Genomic DNA, 21905 nt, shown 5'->3' with positions numbered 1-21905 from the left:
TATGTGTTTGAATACACTTCTAAATGTATACACTTTGATAGTTTTAAAGGAGAAAAAATGATGAAATCCGACACGAACAAAGATACGCGAGCCAAAAAAGGACGCTCAAAGAAAAAACGCCTACTTTGGTTCCTTCTTATTCCATTACTAATTGTAGGACTTGGAGCAGGAGGCTATTCCTTCCATATATACAGTAAAGCAAAGTCCGTCTTAAATAATGCTTATGCTGAACTAGGTCGAGGAGATAAGTCCAGTAAACGTGAAAAAGCTGTTAAACCTATGACCGACAATATTTCCGTACTAATTATGGGTGTTGACGAAAGTGATATTAGGGAAAAAGGTTATGGAAAAGCAACTCGAACAGATGCGTTATTACTTGCAACAATTAATAAAAACGATAAATCCGTTAAACTTGTAAGCATTCCACGTGACTCACGCGTCTACATTAAATCACGTGATAAATACGATAAAATCACACATGCGCACGTATTCGGTGGTGTAGACAGCACAATTGATACGGTAGAGAACTTTTTAGATGTTCCAGTTGATTATTATGTAAAATTCAATTTTAAATCCTTTATTAAAATTGTTGATTCTCTTGGTGGCATTACTGTGGACGTTCCAGTTGAATTCACAGAGCAAAATAGTAAAGATGAAGCAGATGCAATTCATCTAAAAAAAGGACGTCAACATTTAAATGGAGAAGAGGCACTGGCACTAGCTAGAACTCGTCACATCGATAGTGATTATATGCGTGGCCAACGACAACAGCTTGTATTAGAGGCCATTGCTGAAAAGGCACTATCTCTTAATTCCATTAATAAAATCGGTGGCCTACTAGACGCTGTCGATAAAGACTTAAAAACCAATTTAACTTTTGATGATATGATGACAATTACAAAAAATTCAATGGATTCAAATTTAAAGATGGAAAAAATGCAAGTAGAAGGTACAGATAAATATATAGGTGGTATTTATTATTACGTGCCAAATGAAAAAAGCGTCGATACTATTTCAACTACCCTTCAAAAACATCTCGGTGTTACGAATAAAAATGAACATAAAAAATTATAATAAAAAGGCTGCTAGATCATTCTAGACAGCCTTTTTATTATATTTTTCAACATATTTTTCATACACATTGTGACAAGAAGTGACAATTATTACAGCGATGTAACATTTTTTATGAAAACATTACACACACAGTGAAAATAATAGTATACTAGTACGTACATAATGTTATTTTCATCATTTTTATACAAAAAATGTAATACATATATTTATACATAAATTTCTGGGGGGAAATAAATGAAGCTAAGTAAAATACTGATTGGTTCTGCAATTGCTGGGGGCATATTACTTTGTGTAGGCGGTGTTGGGGGATATCAATATGTATCCAAATTAAATAATCAATTAGATACTACTGCATTACCAAATACTACATTTGAAGGTATTTCTCTCGATGGAAAAAATAAGAAAGATATTCAAGCAATTATTAATCAAAGGGTAACTGAATTAGATCAAAAATCCCTTACCTACATATTCCAAAACGATAAACAAACTTACACATGGAAAGATTTAGGAGTAAATTATAAAGAGAAAGATATTATTGACAAAATCTTTAAAGAACAAGAAGGAAACGTAATGAATCGTTACAAAATGCGTAAGCAAGCTGAAAACGGTGAATTAAAACGTGACTATAAATTAACACCACAATTAAATGCAACAGCTTATGAAACCTTTATAAAAGATAAATATAATGAAACATTAAAAAATCCTGTTAATGCAGAATTAAGCATTGAAGGCTCAACAGTAAATGTTAGTCAAAGCCAAAACGGAGAAAAAATTGATAAAGGAAAACTAAACAGTTTAACAAACGAAGCTATTACTACTGGTAAATCAGATGTTACATTACCAGTTACATTCATAAAACCAGAACGTTCTACAGAAGATATACAGAAAATGGGTATTAAAGAAGTCATTGCTGAATATTCTACTCCAATGGCTGGCCGTAACGGAAATCAATCATTTAACGTAAATAAGTCAGCTAATACTTTAAGTGGGGTTATTGTCGCACCTGATGAAACATTTAGTTTTAACGGCCGCGTTGGCGTAACTGATGCTGCACATGGTTACAAATCTGCAGCAGTATATTCACAAGGTAAAGTAATACAAAGTGCAGGCGGAGGAGTTTGCCAAGTCAGTAGTACTTTATACAGCGCAGCTTTAAGGGCTGATTTAGGAATTGTTTCTCGAAGCAATCATTCTATGCCAGTAAATTATTTACCACTTGGGCAAGATGCAGCAGTAGCAGATTATGGTCCAGATTTAAAATTTAAAAATAATACAGGCAATCATATTTATATTCAAGCATTTTCAAATGGAGGTAGTATTACTACACGCATTTTCGGTACAAATACTGGTAAAAATGTTGAAGTTTCTTCTCAAGTAATTAGTAGGACTAGTGATAAAATCACAGCGGTTACGTATAAAAAAGTAACACAAAACGGGGAAGTAATATCAAATGGACAAATTTCAAAAAGTGTATATAAAAGCGCTCCAAAAGAATAGATAATATCAACCAAATAGCATAAAGAAAAAGGCGTGAGTAAATCACGCCTTTTTCTTTTGCAGTAATAGTAAAAAAGTTTCAAGATGCTCTTTCGTTTCTTCTAAAGACCACATACGGTTTCCTTGCTTCGCAGCTAATACACACGCCTCTTCCCACGCGTTCTTTTTCTTCATATTTATTAATTCATCACGTAATTTCAAAACAATTTCTTCGTCTTCTTGTTCAATAAACTCTTCCATCACGCTTACTATTTCATCCTCATGAATACTTAACGTACAGTACGATTTAAGAAAGTATTGTAATGTCGTATACATAATGTACTCCCCCTTCTTATTTATCAGATGGATAAGAAGTAATAATCTTAAACCCTAATTCCCCTGACTTATCTCTTGCTAAAACAGTAACAGTTTTTACTAATTTGTCTTTTACACTCATATTTTTCTTTATTACCGTCTTTCCAACAGGGAATGAATGAGTTGTATTTATTACGAGACGAGCCTCTTTAGAATTTTTTAACCAATCTTGAATTTCCTTGTCATGTTGCTTCAAGCTATCTTTTACAGCTTTCGTCGCTGTTTCTTTATCATAGTATGTACTTGCGGCTGACACTTTATCTGTCTTCAAGCGATTCTTCAAATCCTCTTCTGACTTGCCTACATGTCTTTCAATCGTATGACCATTTTTAGGTGGTCCTTCCATTTCATCTAAAATATTATCACTAATTTTTTCTACCGATGTAGCTTGATTACCTGTCTGTTTCTCTGTTTTTTGTTCTTTTCCTGCACATCCACTTAAGATTAGCACTAATGCCAATAAACTACTGAAGAAAAGACTGCTTATTCGTTTCATCATATCACCTCTTCCATGATTATTATCGCAACTTCACTAAAAGTCAATTTCACAACGAAAAAATCTATCAGTTTTCATTTTTTTCATCTATTTTTCCATATTTACCCGCGCAATTTCATCAACCCTCTATTTTCCGCCTTTTATAATATATACCCCCCTATATTTTATAATTATTTCCCGAATAAAATCACCAATAATATAATTATAAACTCTTTTACACAAAAGGTTTTTATACTGTTTTTTAAATGATTTAAAATACCCCTATTTTTATATACCTAATACCCATATAAGGTATAAATACCCCTTCTTATCAACGTTTTTCTACATTATGTAAATTTTCCCTTGCCTATACAATCGAAATATGGTGTAATGCAAAAAAAGATAAAGGATTTTAAACAATGGCTGAAACGATTCAAAATTTCTTAACAGAATACTATTCAATCGCAATTCCACTTAGTATCTTAATTAACATCATCATTAGTCTTTTAGGTGTTATTCCTAGCATCTTTTTAACCGCCATTAATATACAGCTCTTCGGTGTAACAAATGGCACAATCATTTCGATCGCAGGTGAGGCCTTAGGGGCTATTATCTCGTTTTATATTTACCGCCTGGGCCTTCAAAAGTTCACTCACGATAAAGTAAATAAGTACCCAAAGGTAGAGCGTCTTCTTTATGTAGAAGGTAGAGAGGCCTTTCTACTCGTTCTATCGTTTCGATTGATACCTTTCATCCCATCAAGTATCGTGACTTTATTTGCAGCTCTAGGGAAAATGTCATTACTCTCCTTCAGTATTGCCAGTACAATAGGTAAAATACCGGCCTTATTGATTGAAGTATATTCGGCATACCAAGTCATGAACGGAACAAATGAAGCGAAGTGGGTTGTAACAATCGCAGGCGTTATTGGATTGTTTTATTTGTGGAAAAAATGGAGAAAAAAATAAAGAAGGAGCCTATGCTCCTTCTTTATTTTTGAGGTATTTTATTACTAGCTCTTCCTTAAAGCCTTAGTTTACACCAACAGCACTAAATGATTGCTTAACTGCTGCTACTTCAGCAGAATTTGCACCATATAAGTCTGCAGCAGCTTGTACTGCACCAGCACGAGCTTGACTAAATGTAGTAGATTGCGTGAAATACTGTGTATTTGCACGGTAGTAAATCGCACCTAATTTATCTTTACCGATACCAGTTACAGTTACACCATAATGCGTACCACCATTTGCTAATAAATAAGCTTGTTTATTAATAATGCCGCTGTTTGTATGAACACCACCGTTATCACTTGAACCAGTGTAACGCTTAGAATAATGGTCTGGATCACCATACTTCGTAGGATCACTCATAGAGCGAAGTGCGTCTCCTGCTTTACCAGGTGTGTAAATATCTTCACCAATCTCCCAATCCGGGTTACGGTTATCATAGAATTCTACTAAAGTACCAAAGATATCAGAAATCGCTTCATTTAAAGCCCCTGATTCATTTTGATAAATTAGATTTGAACTATTTTCCGTAACAGCATGCGTTAACTCGTGACCAATTACATCAATTCCACCAGATAATGAAGTAAACGTTACACCATCACCATCTCCGTATACCATCTGTGATCCGTTCCAGAATGCATTGTTATAATTACTTCCGTAATGAACTGTCGATTTTAACGGCGCTCCTGCATCATTAATAGAATTTCTATTAAACGTAGCTTTATAGTAATCATATGTTTTACCTGCATAGTAATGAGCATCTACTGCTGCTGCATCATACGCTGCATTGAAAACATTATCTGCATCTGCCCATAATGTTCCTGGTAATGTTGAACGGTTTTTCGCATCATATGTGAAAATCGTTGCCCCGCGTGTATTATCTTGTAAGTAGTAAGATGATCCAGATAACGTTGTATTAAGCGACTTCGTATCTCCTAATACACCTTTACCAGTTCCTACTTTATTCGTTCCTGTTACAGGCTTTACAACAGCTTTCGCATCCTGTTTAGGAGCCTCTTGCTTAACTGGTGACTTATCATCATTCGTCACATGATCAATTGTATTAAACTTATTTAATACTTTACCGCTGTCTGCCTCAATGAAATAGTAGTAGTTTCCTGGGCTTGGATCTAAGAAGTTTAGATTTACAACATATGCATATGTTGTTTCCTCACCGTTTTGATATACATATAAGTCCGCTTTTGGTTCTACTTCATATTTCGGTGTTACCCCTAAATCTTGCTGCGCGATTTCAATTGCTTTTGCGCCTTCAATCTTATTTTTATTTTTCAACTTTTCCTTTTTATCTAAATCAGGTGCAACTGTTCCAGACAATACTTTTAAAGAACCGTCTTTACTTACGTGAGCTACTTGAGTAGAACCCCATACAGGCACTCCTTCGTAAACTTGTTGCATACGTACTACTGTTGAATCAGTTACAGCATCTTTCTTCACTTGTTTCACTTTGAAAGAATCTTGTGCACTCTTTTCCCCTAGCTTGTAATCACCTTTTGCTGCGTTTAAGTAATCAAACACAACAGATTCAGCTTTCTTGCCAGTTGCTTCAGTTAGATCACCAGAAATAAACTCAGGTGACTGCACCGTCTCATTGTACTTCTTCGTAGAGAGCACATTTTTAGAATCCGCAAATGCAGAGCCTGTCCCTCCAAACGTTGTAACTGCCATTCCTGTCGCTAACACTAACGCTAAACTTTTCTTTTTCATGAACCTTCCCCCTAATAAAAAATTTTTTTGAAAAAGAGTAGTTTCATATTAGCATTATGTTTCCACTATTAATATACTAAAAATTCAAATAATTTTTTTCTCAAGTTTTGTAGAATTTTGAGGAACAAATATTGAAAAACCCCTTTCCTGTTGGAAAGGGGTTTCTGTTAAGAATTTATTAATTCTACTACTTTTTCTCCTTGACCATAAATATCCGATGTCCAAGCATATTGCGGTTCCAATACCACTAATACAGCTACCAAAGCCAAAGCACTAATAATTATTTTTTTCATATTATTTTCCTCCCTTTTCTTCTAATAAATTAATTGCTAATTTATAGTAGTTATTACTTTCCTTAAATTCTAGTAATTCCTCGTGATATCCTGCTAGTTCTAAATACACCATTTTTAATTCCTTTTTATTTTCTTCGCCTCTAAAAAATGGGATTGCCTCAACTTCTAAAAATCTTTTATAAACATCTTTCGTTTCAAAGTATTTATTCTTAAGCATTGAAAGTATATATAGCATACTTTTATACTTTTCATCCCTCTTGGCAACATCTATCCCTTTATTAATCCAATCTTTCGCTTCTTCAAATTCTTTTAATTCAATACACTGCAAAGCGATCTCATACACTGCATCAATATAATTTAAATCCTCTTCCTTTTTGTACTTTAGGCATTGTAAATAATAATCTTTTGCTTTTGCATAATCTTTTAAGTTATAGTACAAGAAGCCTAAATTATTTAAAGCAATAGCTGTTATACTTTCTTTATCAGCAAAAGAATTTGCTTCCCTCAAAATATTATTATAAATAGATAGTGCTTCATTATATTGCTTTTTTTGTATATAACTCAACGCAATAAGTAACTGGCAATTTATCACATAACGGAATTTATATTCATTCTTAAATCCTTCCATTGCTACATTAGCAAAATGTAAAGTCATATGTTCAACTTCTAATTCATTATAAACAAGAGCTAAATTGAAATATATTCCATTCTCATGATAACCTTGTTCCTTTGCCATTACTTCTGTTCGAGTCAAATACTCCAATGCCTTCTTATATCTATGTTGTAAAAAATAATATAACCCTTTGCTATACGTATATAATAATTTTTGGAATGGTGAATACTTTTTGTACATCTTCTTTAAGCTCTCTAACTCTTTTTCGACAGCAGGAAAATCCCTTTTCATAATTAAATAACGTGTATACAGCAGTTTATAATAATTTATAATTTCAAAATCCAACACATGCTTCATTTCACCTTGCAACTCTTCATATATACGTTCTACTTGTTGCTTGTCCAAATGAACTAGTGCATTCAACCATTCATCCAGCTTCCCCTTCACATCTTCTTCTACATCCCTCAAATCCGTCACAGCAATTTCTAGTCTTGTGCAGAGCAATTGTAGAATTTCTTCTGATGCTTCAATCTTTCCATTTTCAATCTTACTTAAGTATGAGACAGAACAAATGCCCTGACATAATTCTTCTTGTGTCATTTTTTGCTGTAGCCGTTTATAAAAGACTTGTTTGCCTATTTTTTCTAATGTTTGTTGCATTGTCCTCCTCCATTCTCATTACCCCCATTACTCTAATAATACATAAAATCTGGAGAAATATAAATTGATAAATATAAATTTTCTAAAAAATATGCATAATTTCATTTTTTTCTCTCTTGACTTCACATCAATATCTCTTCTTTGCTACGAATGGTGAAAAATTGGTATACTATAACCAAATTATGGAGGTGTTCTCGCGATGACTCATTATAAAGACGATAGTTATGCCTTACATACAGACCTATATCAAATCAACATGGCTTATACATATTGGAAAGATGGTATTCATAATCGCCGTTCTGTTTTTGATTTATATTTTCGAAAGCTTCCATTTGAGAACGGCTACGCTGTTTTTGCTGGCCTTGAGAAAATTGTAGAGTACATAGAAAATTTCAGTTTTACTGAAAGCGATATCGCTTATTTAGCAGCATTACAATTTGAAGAAGAATTCCTTCATTATTTACAAAATATGAAATTCACTGGGACGATTCGCAGTATGCAAGAAGGTGAAGTTGTATTTAATAACGAGCCTTTATTACGTGTTGATGCACCACTTGGTGAAGCACAAATTATTGAGACTGCCCTCTTAAATATTGTGAATTACCAAACATTAATTGCCACAAAAGCAGCACGTATGAAACATGCTGCAAGTAATGATGAGCTTTTAGAGTTCGGCACAAGACGTGCCCATGAGTTCGATGCTGCCCTTTGGGGGACGCGTGCTGCCTTTATTGGTGGTTTCTCCTCTACAAGCAACGTTCGTGCTGGGAAACGCTTTGGGATTCCTGTAGCTGGCACACACGCTCACTCTTTCGTTCAAGCATATCGCGATGAATACGTCGCGTTTAAAAAATACGCTGAAACTCATAAAAAGTGCGTCTTTCTCGTTGATACATATGACACATTGAAATCTGGTGTTCCAAATGCGATTCGTGTTGCAAAAGAATTTGGGGATCGTATTGATTTCTATGGCATACGTCTTGATAGTGGTGATATGGCTTATTTATCGAAAAAGGCACGAAAACTATTAGATGAAGCAGGGTTTACAACTACAAAAATTATCGCTTCTAGCGATTTAGATGAATACACAATTATGCACCTTAAATCTCAAGGAGCAAAAATTGACGTATGGGGCGTTGGGACAAAATTAATTACGTCCTTTGAGCAACCTGCATTGGGGGCTGTTTACAAACTAGTTGCGATTGAAGATACTGACGGAAAATTAAATGATACGATTAAAATTTCATCTAATCCTGAAAAAATTACCACTCCAGGACTGAAACGAATTTATCGTATTATCAATCGGGTAAACGATCATGCAGAAGGCGATTATATTGCGTTAGATTCTGAAGAACCTGAAAAAGAAGAGCGCTTAAAAATGTTCCATCCAGTTCACACATATATAAGTAAATTCGTAACAAACTTTGAAGCCCGTGAACTGCATAAAGATATTTTCGTTAACGGTGAAAGAACATATGAACTACCAAGTATATTAGATATTCAAAAATATAATGAACAGAGTCTCTCTCTATTTTGGGAAGAATATATGCGAACTTTAAATCCTGAAGAATACCCTGTCGATTTAAGCCAAGAGTGCTGGGATCATAAAATGAATTACATTCAAACAGTTCGAGAACAAGTTGAAAAAAACATACAAAAGTAAACAGAGAAGTTTCCCCTTCTCTGTTTTTTCAATACTATATGGATATTTGTAAAAAATATATTAAAATAATAAGACGAATGTATTTTATTTGTAAATTTTAATATTACGCCATTTAAAAGTAAAATAATATTTAGTATTATTTTATTGAGTCAATTTCAACAAAATCACCAATAAAAAAAGGACGCGGGTCGCGTCCTCTTTTTTATAAATCTTTCACTCTTAATACACGCATTGCATTTAACACTGCAAGTAGTGTCACACCAACATCTGAGAAAACAGCTTCCCACATTGTTGCAATACCAAAAGCACCAAGTAATAAAACGATCCCTTTTACACCTAGAGCAAAGATGATATTTTGCCACACTATACTTCTTGTACGTTTTGCAATTTTTACAGCTGTCGCAATTTTTGAAGGCTCATCAGTCATAATAACAATGTCTGCCGCTTCAATTGCTGCATCTGATCCTAAACCACCCATCGCAATACCAACGTCTGCACGGGCTAATACTGGTGTATCGTTAATACCGTCACCAACGAAGGCAATTTTTTCTTTTCCGTGCTTCGCTGCATCAATTTTTTCAATCTCTTCTACTTTTTGTTGCGGTAGTAATTCCGCATGAACTTCATCTAAGCCTAATTCTTTACCGACAGCTTCACCAACTGGTTTTGCATCACCAGTTAACATTACTGTCTTTTTAATACCTAGTTCTTTTAACTTTTGAATCGCTTGTTTCGAATCCTCTTTTACCTCATCAGAGATAACAATATAACCTGCATATCTTCCATCTACAGCAACGTGAACTAATGTACCTACTGTTTCTGGTTGCTTAAATTCAATATTTTCTTTTCTCATTAATTTTGCATTACCTGCAAAAATTTCTTTTCCTTGTACTTTTACGACTGTACCGTGACCAGAAATTTCGTTATAATCATCGATTATTTTTTCATCAATTGATTTTCCATATGCCTTTCGAATAGATTGGGCAATTGGATGGTTAGAATATACTTCAGCAAATGCCGCATACTCTAATAACTCTTCACTTGTAGTACCTTCGCTCGGTTCCATTTTTGTAACTTTGAAAACACCTTTTGTTAATGTTCCTGTTTTGTCAAAAACAATATATTTTACATCATTTAAAGCTTCTAAATAGTTACTACCTTTTACTAACACACCACTTTTAGATGCACCACCGATACCTCCAAAGAATCCAAGAGGAATGGATACAACTAACGCACATGGACAAGAGATTACTAAGAACACTAAAGCTCTATAAATCCACTCAGAGAATGTAGCTCCTTCTAAAATAAGTGGTGGAATAAACGCCATGATCGCCGCTGTAATAACTACAACTGGAGTGTAGTAACGTGCAAACTTCGTAATAAAGTTTTCCGTTGGTGCTTTTTTACTGCTTGCATTTTGAACTAAATCTAAAATTTTCGATACAGTGGATTCACCGAATTCTTTTGTAACTTCAATTGTCAACACACCATTTTGGTTCACAAAGCCACTTAATACATCATTTCCAACTTCTACTTCACGTGGTACAGATTCACCTGTTAATGCTGAAGTATCTACCATTGATGTTCCTTCAATTACTTTTCCGTCTAACGGCACTTTCTCACCTGGCTTAACGATAATATAATCGCCAATTTTCACATCTTCTGGTGATACTTGCTTCGTTTCATTTCCGATCTTTACATTCGCATAATCAGGACGAATATCCATTAATGAAGTAATTGATTTTCGGGAGCGGTTTACCGCAATACTTTGGAATAGTTCTCCTACTTGGTAAAATAGCATTACTGCTACAGCTTCAGAATATTGTTGAATTGCAAAAGCTCCTACAGTTGCAATTGCCATTAAGAAGTTTTCATCAAATACTTGGCCACGAGTTATGTTTCTTATCGCTCTCCAAACGATATCTCCACCTATTAATAAATAAGCAAGGACAAATAACGGAATTGTTACCATTTGTGGTAAGCCCGCTAATGCAGCAATTGCTGTCAAAATTCCGCCGACCACTAATCTCCCTACCATCTTTTTCACATTCGCTTCACCATGATCGTGACTATGTCCGTGGTCATGACCGTTCTTCTCTTCACGAACAACTTTCACATCTGGTTCTAACTTTTGAACGACATTTGTTATATTTGCTACAGTCGCTTCTAGTTCTCTTTTATTCGCAACTTCTACTCGTAATTTCTTCGATACGAAATCAACAGTTGCTTCTGAGACAGCTGGCATTTCCTTCACTTTATTTTCAATTTTCATTGCACAGTTCGCGCAATCTAAACCTTCTAATATAAATACTTCTTTAGCAATTTTATTTTTTTGTTCTTCTTGAACTTTAATATGCGGTTCTAATTTTGTAACGAGTTGTTTCGCTTCCGTAACAACTTCGTTTTCTTTATTTTGTGCTGTTTCTAAGATCATTGTCTTTGTTGCGAAGTTTACAGAACAAGAATTTACCCCTTCTATATTCCCAACACCTTTTTCAATTTTCATTGCACAGTTCGCACAATCTAAACCTTCTAACATCAGTTTCTTTTTCACCAATGCTTCAGCCATCGTTCTCCCTCCTCGCGTTCTTTTTATTCTTCTTCGTTTACGTGTTCAAACGCTTGCTCGAAGATATGAATTACGTGCTGGTCAGCTAACGAATAATAAACAACCTTTCCTTCTTTACGATTCTTCACAAGTTTCGCTTGCTTTAACACACGAAGCTGATGCGAAATAGATGATTGTGTCATTCCTAATAAATAAGCTAAATCACAAACGCACATTTCAGCTTCAAATAGCGCATGTAATATTCTCGTACGTGTACGGTCACCTAATACTTTAAATAGTTCTGCTACTTTACTTAAACTTTCATCAGTTGGAATTGTTTGTTTTACTTGCTCTACAACTTCTTCATGAATTATCGTTTGAGAACATGTCTCTTGTGGTGTTTCTACTTTATTTCCAGCCATAATAGCTCACCTCTTTAATTGAACATATGAACAATCATTCATATATCTTATACTCTTATTATATGAGCGCCCACTCATATGTGTCAATGAAATCTGAATTTTTTTATGAACATTCCGTTCACATTTTAATAAATCGTATACATATTTTCCGCACTCTCTATATTCTCATACAAAAAAGGATGCACAATTCGCACACCCCTTTTTACTTACTTTTCATTTTTTACCGCATCCACAATTAAAGAAACAAATCCTAACTGATTATCCCGATTTCTATGGTCAAAACGTTTCGAACGATAAATAAATCCATCTTTCTCATTCCAATCATTATAGTGAAACTTACCATTCTCATCACAGTATTCTAAGAGCCTCACTTGAAAACCTGCTGATTCAAACATGGATGTGATTGTTTTATAGTTATGAACAATTTTATGGCTTGCTGCAGGATGATCTAATGGACCAGGTCCACCTACTTGTACTCCTTGCTGATATTCTTCATCTGGAAAAAATGCATCTGGTACTGCACAACGAATATATCCATTCTCTATTAAAAACTCATAACAAATTTTTGCAGCTTCAATTCCTTCTTCATATGATAAATGCTCCCATACATGTTCTGCCAAAATTACTGATAAAGAATTAGGTTGAAATTTATCAAGCCAAGTTTCTCTCCGTAATAAATTTAATTCTTCTTCATTCGTATGTAACCAACCAGGGTTATTATTATAACCCTCTGCTCCAACAACAACTTTTGTTTCTTCCATTTTGCCCCCACCCTTTTTTCATATTCCGACATAAAAATTCAACAAAGTAATATACATCCCCTTTATTTCAACAAAAGAAAAAGCCTTGCGCGCTCCCTAGACGCACAAGGCTTACTATACTTATATCCCTTTTAATTAGCTTGTTCTAAATTATCCTGCGAACTTCCATCGTCTTTTAAATGACTATGTTTTTTCGAATAAACAAAGTATACAACTACTCCAATTGCTAACCAAGCACCGAAGTACATCCATGTTTTTAATGGTAGATTTACCATTAAGAATAGACAACATGCAATCGAAATAATCGGCAAGATCGGTACAAGTGGTACCATAAATCCACGTTGTAATTTTGGATGTGTTTTACGAAGAATAATAACTGACACACCAACCATCGCAAATGTTAACAACGCTCCAATATTCGCTAAATTCGACAATTCTTTCAAATCGATAAATCCAGCAATTAAAGCACTACCAATTCCTGTTAACCAAACTGTAAATGTTGGCGCTTCTGTCTTTTTATTAATTTTCGCGAAAGATTCTGGCAATAAACCGTCACGGCTCATCGCGAAGAATACACGTGTCGTTGCATAAATGTAAGCAAAAATTACTGCCATAATACCAATTACAGCTCCAATTGCGATTATACCAGCTACTTTATCTTGTCCTACAACTTCTAACACATATGCCATAGCTTCTGGTACATCTAATTCTTTATAAGAAACCATCCCCGTCATAACGAGACAAACTACAACATAAATGATTGTACAAATGACTAACGAAGCGATAATACCAATCGGTAGATCACGTTGCGGATTTTTTACCTCTTCAGCAGAAGTTGCTAATGCATCAAATCCTAAGAAAGCAAAGAATACTGCTGCTCCCCCCGCGAAAACTCCACTTAAACCGTACGGTGCAAATGGTATCCAGTTTTCTGGTTTCACGTAGAATACACCAACTGCAATGAATAAAACAACGATACCAATTTTAATTAATACCATTATGTTATTCACGCGTTTACTTTCTTTCGTACCTCTTGATAATAACCAAGTTATAACTAATGTAACGATAACTGCTGGTAAATTCACCATACCACCTTGAGACGGAATCGTTAGCAGTGCTTTTGGAATTTCAAGCCCTAATCCACTCACTAAGTTATGGAAGTAACCAGTCCATCCGCCAGCTACTGCGGCAGTCGTTACAACATATACGGATAGTAATGTCCATCCCATTAAATGAGCTACAAACTCGCCAATTGTTGCATATGAGTATGTGTACACACTACCTGAAACAGGAAGTGTAGAAGCAACCTCTGCGTAACATAATGCTGCAAATCCACAAACGATGGCTGCAATCATGAATGAAAAAATAACTGCTGGACCAGCATCTCTTGCTGCTACTAATCCAGTTAATACTAGAACTCCTGTACCAATTATCGCACCAATCCCTAGCATTGTTAGGTCAAATGCCCCTAGCGTTTTCGTCAAAGTTTTACTTTTACTCTCCCCTAACAATTGCGTAACGGATTTCTTTTTAAATAGGTTGGCCACGATGTATGCCCCCTTTTGCCAAGAAGAGCTAAGAGATCTTCACTCTTAGCTCTTATCATGTTGTTTTATATATTGTTCGATTTTGTTTTGTATAATGCTTCTATTAGCAAGATACTGTTTCTGCTTCTAATAATTCTTTAGCACCTTTGTACTCTACACCGTGAGCTTCTGCAACTGCTTCAAATGTTACATAGCCATCTAATGTGTTAATACCTTTTAATAGTGCAGTGTTGCCTAGGCAAGCTTCTTTGTAGCCTTTGTTAGCAATTTGTACTGCATATGGTACTGTTACGTTTGTTAATGCAAGAGTTGATGTACGTGGAACCGCACCTGGCATGTTTGCAACTGCATAATGAACAACGCCGTGTTTTTCATAAGTTGGGTTATCATGAGTTGTAATACGATCAGTTGTTTCGAAAATACCACCTTGGTCAATCGCGATATCTACAACAACAGAACCTGGTTCCATTGATTTAATCATTTCTTCTGTTACAAGTTTTGGAGCTTTTGCACCTGGGATTAATACTGCACCGATTACAAGATCAGACTCTTTAACAGCTTCTGCAATATTGTAAGGATTAGACATTAAAGTTTTTACTTGGTTTCCGAAAATGTCATCTAATTGACGAAGACGTTCTGCGCTTAAGTCGATGATTGTTACATCCGCACCTAGTCCAACTGCAATTTTAGCAGCATTTGTACCAGCTTGTCCACCACCGATGATTGTTACTTTACCACGTTTAACCCCTGGAACACCTGCAAGTAAGATACCTTTACCGCCTTTGTTCTTCTCAAGGAATTGTGCACCAATTTGTGCAGCCATACGACCAGCTACTTCACTCATAGGTGCAAGTAATGGTAATGAACGATTTTCTAATTGTACTGTTTCATATGCAATAGAAACAACTTTTTTCTCGATTAAAGCTTTTGTTAATTCTGGCTCTGGAGCTAAGTGTAAGTATGTGAATAAGATTAAGCCTTCACTGAAGTGTTTGTATTCGCTTTCAATTGGTTCTTTAACTTTCATAACCATTTCCATGTTCCAAGCTTCTTCAGCTGTATCAACAATTTTTGCTCCCGCTTCCACATACTGAGCGTCTGTGAAACCAGATCCTAAACCTGCACCCTTTTGAATGAATACTTCGTGATTGTTACGAATTAAATGTACAACACCTGCTGGTGTCATTGCCACACGGTTTTCGTTGTTTTTAATTTCTGCTGGTACCCCAATACGCATAATGAAATGCCCCCTTATAATTAACAGAAAAAAGAGATTCTTTTTTCTTTTTGTAATAATTAATAACTTATGTCCTTATTCTAGCATAACTTAAAAGTTATGAAAACGCTAACATACCATTTTTATAAAGTTTATATATTTAGAATAGTGTAAATATATAAAACATTGATTCTATTGGGGGTTTCGTGACATTTCATTATCTATCACTCTATTTTTATTATACCTCTTCAAAATAAACAGCAACCTTTTATTATTTGACAATAATTTAACAATGTAAGAAACCTAAGCGATAACGTATACATATACAGTTATTATTTTACTCAATACTTTAGAGATATATTCTTTTCAAAAAAACAGCTGCTAGCATTTAGCTAGCAGCTGGGTAACTTATAAATAACTTAGAAAATAAATCATCTGTCGTTTCAGTAATTTTATCAAACAGATCACTTTCTTCCGCTTCTTGCTCTTTTAACATCTTAATTGTTTCACGTGCATCTTCAGGGTAATCGGTTATGATACCATCTACGTTCAACTTATAATATGCCTTTAAATTTTCCATATCATTTACTGTCCATACGTAAATTGGTTTGTTTAACTTCCTTGCTTCTTTTACTAATTTCTTATTTAACATATATTCTTCTGCTACGTAAAAGTCAGCCTTCACATTCTTTAAGTTAGCTCTACTTGCATACAATATATACCCTACTTTTATATCTGGATTTGCACGCTTAAACTCTTTAATAAGTGGATAGTGTAACGTTTGAATTACACATTGCTTCTCAAATTCATTATCTTTAATCGTTTTTAAGACTTTGTTTACAAAATCTTTTTCGCCCCCATGAAGCTTCACTTCTATATTAAGTTTGATTTTGCCATTTGCTAGCTTAATGATTTCATCAAGTGTACTTATTTGTCCTGAAAGTCCATCTTGACTAAGGGTAAGTTGCCTTAACTCCGCCATCGTTAAATCTGACACATGCACATTGGCATTTGCGAGACGTTTCAGCTTCAAATCATGTATAACCGCTAGTTCACCGTCTTTCGTTTGTAATACATCTATTTCAGCGTAGTCTGCTTTTGCATCAATAGCACCTTGCACAGCTTCTTTCGTATTTTCTACACCTTTTGATATATACCCGCGGTGCGCCATAATAATCGGTTCTTTATATGAATTTGAAATAAACGTTACAATGAAAGCAACGACCATTCCGGCAGTAATAATTCCTACAATGTATACGCCAATGAATTTCCAACGATGTTTTTGGAAGAAACATTTATCTGCTTTCGTTTTCGAATAATCTAATCCTTCTTCTAATAAAACATCCTCAACCGGTACCTTTTGTAAGTATAATCGCGTAATCGCCATAATATAAAATGGCGTCACGATAAAGCTGAATAAATACAATGTGCTCGTTAAAAATACAGAAATCGTTGACTCAGCTAATAATGCAAATGTTCCTTTCGGGTTTGTAAATTCATAAACACCCCATAGGCACAATAAATATATTCCCAAAAACACGACATATACAATTCCAATTGAAATAAAAAATCCTACTAAAAAGAATAGTACTTTAAAAAAGCTTTCCTTTACTAAAGTTGCACTTTTACGTGCTGCCACGCGAAATGGTTTTTGCTCTAAAACAACAATGGGTAGAACGAAAATCCATCGAAGATTCAAATACGCGACTACAGCAAAGAACGTGTAATAACCAACTTGTCCCATCGTTGTCTTAAACAGTTCTCCTGTAATAAAGTTAGGAATTTGAATTTGCGGGATTAATGCCGTTTCATATCCCATATTTAAAAGAGGCAACAATACGACAGCATATAAAATAAATCCTGGTAAGCAATATGTGAAAAGAGTAGGTAAATACGTTACCGTTTTATATAAAATCGGACGTAATTTCACCTTCTGTCTTTTATGAGCGAAATACGAAATAATAATAAGCACTGCAAATTCTGTAAAGATAAGAAACAGTGCTAACAATGATAAAATTACGATTGCTAAGATGCCATAAGGCGTCTTTAAAAACGCTAATAATTCATCATTTGTCGCATTTGCATAACCAGCAAAATACAATAACTTATTAAAAATGATTCCAAATAGTGGAACAAACACAATCGCTGCTAATAATTTATAAGCAAGTTGAAAAGTTAATACATTCCAAAAAGCAAATTTAACTGTTTGAAAGGAATGTCTCATTACTCCTGGTATAGATAGTTTTTTACGGTGTTGCATATATTCCTCCAAATTCTAAAACGGTATTTGAGATGGATTCCATATTTCAAGTTCTAATCCATCTTTTTAATAATAATATATTCCGCTTAACATGAACACTCTTATACATATAATGAAAAAAGTGATGGCTACTTCCCATCACTTTTTCATTTATTCTATTTTTTCTCTAGGCCTTGTCCAAATGCTTTCAAAAAGCTAAAACCGAATGTAATAGCTCTATTGATATCTGGATCTTTTAATACTTTAAAGAAATCCATTACTTTTGTTTTTTTACCACTATTTAATTCATCTGTTGCAAATTGCAATCCTGTAACTAAACTTGACGTAATTTGCTTCGTTATTTCTGGATCAACTGAAGATAACGCTTCTCCTGCCCCCATCATATTGTTGAGTGCATTTTTAACTGGTTCACGATTTAATTGCTCCACAGCGATTTTTGAAACATCTTCCTTCGCAGCAAGTAAACTAATTGCTGCATCTAATATACCAGCCTTCTGCAACTGTGCTAAAAGCTGCATCGTTTCTTCTACTGCTTCACGATTATTAGATAGCTCATTTAGAAGTTCATCTGCTACTTGCTGTTTCTGTTCTTCCTCTGTTACAACTTTCTTTTTAATTACAGTAATTTCTTTCGCCACTATCTCCGCCCCCTAGTCCACAAGTGATACGTATTGTTTTCTTTGCCATTTTTGCTGGATTTCAACACCATTTTGCGGATTACGCTTTTTATCTCTCGGGTTTGAAGATGGTAACGGACGCTTCCCTTTTTCACGTAGTACACGCATCTTTACCATCGTTTGTTTATACGCTGGTGTACACGTATAAAGATCTGTCGCCGTTCCAGTTAAAATATTGATTGCCTCTTCATTTACCGTTGCATGCATCGGTAAATATAGCTCTTTCCCCGTTACACGATCTGTAACAAGTGCCTGTACTTTAATTTTCCCAAATGGTGATGCTAATTCTACAAGACCACCATCTTTCACATTGCGCTCTAGGGCAAGTTCCGGGGAGATTTCAACGAACACTTCAGATACTTTAGATAAAATACCAGCCGATTTATTCGTCATATTTCCTTCATGGAAATGTTCTAACATACGACCATTATTTAAAAGTAAATCATACTCATCTGGTGCTACAACTGGTGGTACCCATTCATCTAATGATAAACGAGCGAGTTTATCTGGGAAGTTAAATCCGTCTACATATAATAGCGGTGTATCGCTACCATCATGACTACCCCAACATAAACTATTCCATCCTTCTAGACGGTCGTACGTTGCTTGAGAGTATAACGGTGCAAGTGACGCGATTTCGTCCATAATTTCACTTGGACTTTCATAATTCCAATCCCCGCCAAGTGCACGAGCTACTTTTTGTAAAATCCACCAGTCTGGTTTTGAATCACCAAGCGGCTTCAATACTTCATATAATCTTTGAATGCGGCGCTCTGTATTTGTAAACGTTCCTTCTTTTTCTAAGCTTGGTGCCGCTGGTAAAATAACATCAGCAAAACGAGCTGTTTTCGATAAGAACATATCTTGAACAACAAGGAAATCTAAATTCGCTAAAATATGTTGTACATGGTTGGCATTCGAATCTACTAAAGCCATTTCTTCACCCATAACATACATACCACGCAGTTTTCCTTCATCTGCCGCAAGTAACATTGCAATATTATTTAAGCCTGGTGCTTTCGGAATTGTAGTACCGTATGCTTTTTCAAATTTCGCACGGAGCGCATCATCTGAAACCGCTTGGTAACCTGGAAGCCAGTTTGGTAATGTTGCCATATCACAAGCGCCTTGTACGTTATTATGTCCGCGTAATGGGTATGCTCCTGCACCAGGACGACGATAGTTACCCGTAACAAGCAATAGATTTGAAATTGCTGCTGAAGTTGTACTTCCTCCAGTATTTTGAGTTACACCCATTCCCCAAAGTACACAAGTACCATCTGCTTCATATACCATACGAGCCATTTCTTTCAGATTTTCTTTCGAAATCCCCGTGATTTCTTCTGTATAATCAAGCGTATACTTTTCTACCATTTTGCTATATTCATCAAAATTCTTCACATTTTCAGCTATGAACTTTTTATCGTGCCAATCTTGATCAATAATATATTTCGTAATACCAGCGAGCCATACGTAATCAGTTCCTTGGCGCGGATGAATGAATAAATCCGCACGCTCTGCCATTTCATGTTTACGAAGGTCTGCCACAATTAATTTTTGGTCATGTAATTTATGTGCACGTTTTACACGCGTTGCAAGTACAGGATGTCCTTCTGTTGGATTTGCTCCAACGATAATGACAAGGCCTGCTTCCGCAATATCTTTCACTGTTCCAGCGTCCCCGCCCATACCGACAGTTTTAAATAAACCGTCTGTTGCTGGAGATTGACAATAACGGGAACAGTTGTCTACATTATTCGTTCCATATATTTGACGGGCTAGTTTTTGCATAAGATAATTTTCTTCATTCGTTACTTTCGAAGAAGAAATAAATCCAAATGCATCACTTCCATATTCTGATTTAATATGCTGCATATTGGATGCAACAACTTCAAGAGCCTCTTCCCATGAAGCTTCAACAAACATATCTCCTTGGCGAATTAATGGCTTCGTAATGCGATCTTCACTATTTACAAAATCCCATCCAAATTTGCCTTTTACACATGTGGAAATACCGTTAACCGGCGCATCTGAAACAGGCTGTACTTTCAAAATGTGGCGGTCTCTCGTCCATACTTCAAATGAACAACCTACACCACAAAATGTACAAACTGTTTTTGTTTTATTCACTTTCGTCTTACGCATCGCAGCCTCTACTTCTGAAACTGCTAAAATACTACTATATCCAGGTTCTACATCCTTTACAAAATCAATCATCGGATCTAACACATCCTGTTTCAATCCTGTCATGAATCCAGCTTCACCCAGCATTGTTTTTTCCATTAACGCATTACATGGACATACTGTTACACACTGCCCACAACTTACACAAGATGAGTCATTTATACTTACACCATTGTCCCATATAACACGTGGACGGTCTAAGCTCCAATCAATCGATATAGTTTCATTCACTTGTAAGTTTTGACATACTTCTACACACTGCCCACAAGCAATACATTGATTTGGATCATACCGATAAAACGGATGTGACATATCCACTTCACACGCACTTACTTTTGGCTCATACGGATATTTCTGTTCCTCAATTCCCATCATATGTACTGTATTGTGGACTTTACAGTTACCATTATTGTTATCACAAACGGTACAATACAGTAGATGATTCTCTAATATTCGATCCATTGCCTCAGTCTGTGCCTCTTTTGCACGCTGGGACTGTCTTTCGATATGCATACCGTTCTCTAATTTCGTTGAACAAGCACGCAATAACTTTCCATTTACTTCTACAATACACGTATCACAAGTTTGAATTGGATCTACTTCTGGTACATGACAAATTTGAGGATGTTCCAAATTACTCTCGTTAAATAATTGTAGTATCGTCTTTTCACCTGATGCAGAAAATTCTTTACCATCGACGGTTACACGGACTGTCTGTTCTGCCATAGTTTCCCCTCTCCTTACAACCAACTGTACAACACAATTATGAATCCGTTTTCAAAATCGCATTACTGTACATATTTTTGAAACGCTCTACCCAAATACTTTCTTATGAAGTCGATTCTAGATGTTATAAGGTATAACTACGAAAGCTTGAAATTATCACTATTCTACAGTTCTATTATATCGTACATATACAATAATAACCA

Annotated in this window: 17 protein-coding genes; 4 read left to right on the top strand and 13 right to left on the bottom strand. The window is 35.2% G+C overall.

All coding sequences use genetic code 11. The annotated features are described in order from the left end of the window. The first annotated feature begins 57 nt into the window (after positions 1 to 57). Positions 58 to 1074: an LCP family protein gene (locus NST27_RS03060; protein WP_002098837.1), complete on the top strand. Its 1017-nt coding sequence runs from the start codon at positions 58 to 60 to the stop codon at positions 1072 to 1074. A gap of 234 nt (positions 1075 to 1308) precedes the next feature. Then, positions 1309 to 2571, top strand: a complete 1263-nt coding sequence (locus NST27_RS03055) for a VanW family protein (protein WP_000777362.1) — start codon at positions 1309 to 1311, stop codon at positions 2569 to 2571. Between the two features lie 42 nt (positions 2572 to 2613). On the opposite strand, the gene NST27_RS03050 is transcribed toward NST27_RS03055, so the two are convergent. Next, positions 2614 to 2886: a hypothetical protein gene (locus NST27_RS03050; RefSeq protein WP_000288804.1), complete on the bottom strand. Its 273-nt coding sequence runs from the start codon at positions 2884 to 2886 to the stop codon at positions 2614 to 2616. A gap of 16 nt (positions 2887 to 2902) precedes the next feature. Beyond that, a complete protein-coding gene (locus NST27_RS03045; protein ID WP_000822699.1) occupies positions 2903 to 3421 on the bottom strand; it encodes an RNase A-like domain-containing lipoprotein in 519 nt (172 codons plus the stop codon). A gap of 398 nt (positions 3422 to 3819) precedes the next feature. Here NST27_RS03045 and NST27_RS03040 point away from each other — a divergent pair, with 398 nt between their 5' ends. Next, positions 3820 to 4368, top strand: a complete 549-nt coding sequence (locus NST27_RS03040; protein ID WP_000852232.1) for a TVP38/TMEM64 family protein — start codon at positions 3820 to 3822, stop codon at positions 4366 to 4368. A gap of 63 nt (positions 4369 to 4431) precedes the next feature. Here the strand turns inward: NST27_RS03040 and NST27_RS03035 are convergent, their stop codons facing one another. The 3 genes from NST27_RS03035 to NST27_RS03025 form a co-directional block, all read right to left on the bottom strand. Next, entirely contained in the window at positions 4432 to 6132 is a 1701-nt protein-coding gene (locus NST27_RS03035; RefSeq protein WP_000730369.1) for a M4 family metallopeptidase, read from the bottom strand. Positions 6133 to 6299: 167 nt separating this feature from the next. Further along, complete coding sequence (locus NST27_RS03030; protein ID WP_141526350.1) at positions 6300 to 6425, bottom strand: NprX family peptide pheromone; 126 nt, start codon at positions 6423 to 6425, stop codon at positions 6300 to 6302. Position 6426: 1 nt separating this feature from the next. After that, on the bottom strand, positions 6427 to 7698 hold the full coding sequence (locus NST27_RS03025; RefSeq protein ID WP_001187959.1) for a helix-turn-helix domain-containing protein: 1272 nt from the start codon (positions 7696 to 7698) through the stop codon (positions 6427 to 6429). Positions 7699 to 7897: 199 nt separating this feature from the next. On the opposite strand from NST27_RS03025, the gene NST27_RS03020 reads away from it, so the two are divergent. Beyond that, entirely contained in the window at positions 7898 to 9361 is a 1464-nt protein-coding gene (locus NST27_RS03020; RefSeq protein ID WP_047385601.1) for a nicotinate phosphoribosyltransferase, read from the top strand. A gap of 202 nt (positions 9362 to 9563) precedes the next feature. Here NST27_RS03020 and NST27_RS03015 read toward each other — a convergent pair whose 3' ends face one another. The 8 genes from NST27_RS03015 to fdhF all read right to left on the bottom strand — a co-directional run bounded on the left by NST27_RS03015 (position 9564) and on the right by fdhF (position 21702). Then, entirely contained in the window at positions 9564 to 11930 is a 2367-nt protein-coding gene (locus tag NST27_RS03015; RefSeq protein ID WP_000796558.1) for a heavy metal translocating P-type ATPase, read from the bottom strand. Between the two features lie 23 nt (positions 11931 to 11953). After that, positions 11954 to 12331: an ArsR/SmtB family transcription factor gene (locus NST27_RS03010; protein ID WP_000918378.1), complete on the bottom strand. Its 378-nt coding sequence runs from the start codon at positions 12329 to 12331 to the stop codon at positions 11954 to 11956. A 206-nt stretch (positions 12332 to 12537) separates the two neighbouring features. Beyond that, the gene (locus NST27_RS03005; protein WP_047385599.1) at positions 12538 to 13092 is read right to left on the bottom strand and encodes a class I SAM-dependent methyltransferase; all 555 of its coding nucleotides are present in this window, start codon (positions 13090 to 13092) and stop codon (positions 12538 to 12540) included. 131 nt (positions 13093 to 13223) lie between these two features. After that, positions 13224 to 14639 (bottom strand): amino acid permease, encoded by a 1416-nt coding sequence (locus NST27_RS03000; protein WP_001284890.1) that lies wholly within the window; start codon positions 14637 to 14639, stop codon positions 13224 to 13226. A gap of 103 nt (positions 14640 to 14742) precedes the next feature. After that, a complete protein-coding gene (gene ald / locus NST27_RS02995) occupies positions 14743 to 15876 on the bottom strand; it encodes an alanine dehydrogenase (protein ID WP_001219744.1) in 1134 nt (377 codons plus the stop codon). 367 nt (positions 15877 to 16243) lie between these two features. Continuing rightward, entirely contained in the window at positions 16244 to 18115 is a 1872-nt protein-coding gene (locus tag NST27_RS02990; RefSeq protein ID WP_001164705.1) for a glycerophosphodiester phosphodiesterase, read from the bottom strand. Between the two features lie 155 nt (positions 18116 to 18270). Next, a complete protein-coding gene (locus NST27_RS02985; RefSeq protein ID WP_001040540.1) occupies positions 18271 to 18753 on the bottom strand; it encodes a DUF1641 domain-containing protein in 483 nt (160 codons plus the stop codon). A 12-nt stretch (positions 18754 to 18765) separates the two neighbouring features. Next, entirely contained in the window at positions 18766 to 21702 is a 2937-nt protein-coding gene (gene fdhF, locus NST27_RS02980; protein WP_047385597.1) for a formate dehydrogenase subunit alpha, read from the bottom strand. Between the last annotated feature and the right edge of the window lie 203 nt (positions 21703 to 21905).

The organism is Bacillus sp. FSL W8-0770 (genome assembly GCF_038008705.1).
Classification (GTDB): domain Bacteria; phylum Bacillota; class Bacilli; order Bacillales; family Bacillaceae_G; genus Bacillus_A; species Bacillus_A cereus.
The sequence above is the reverse complement of the archived record's forward strand: the minus strand, read 5'-3'. Positions and strand labels throughout refer to the sequence as shown.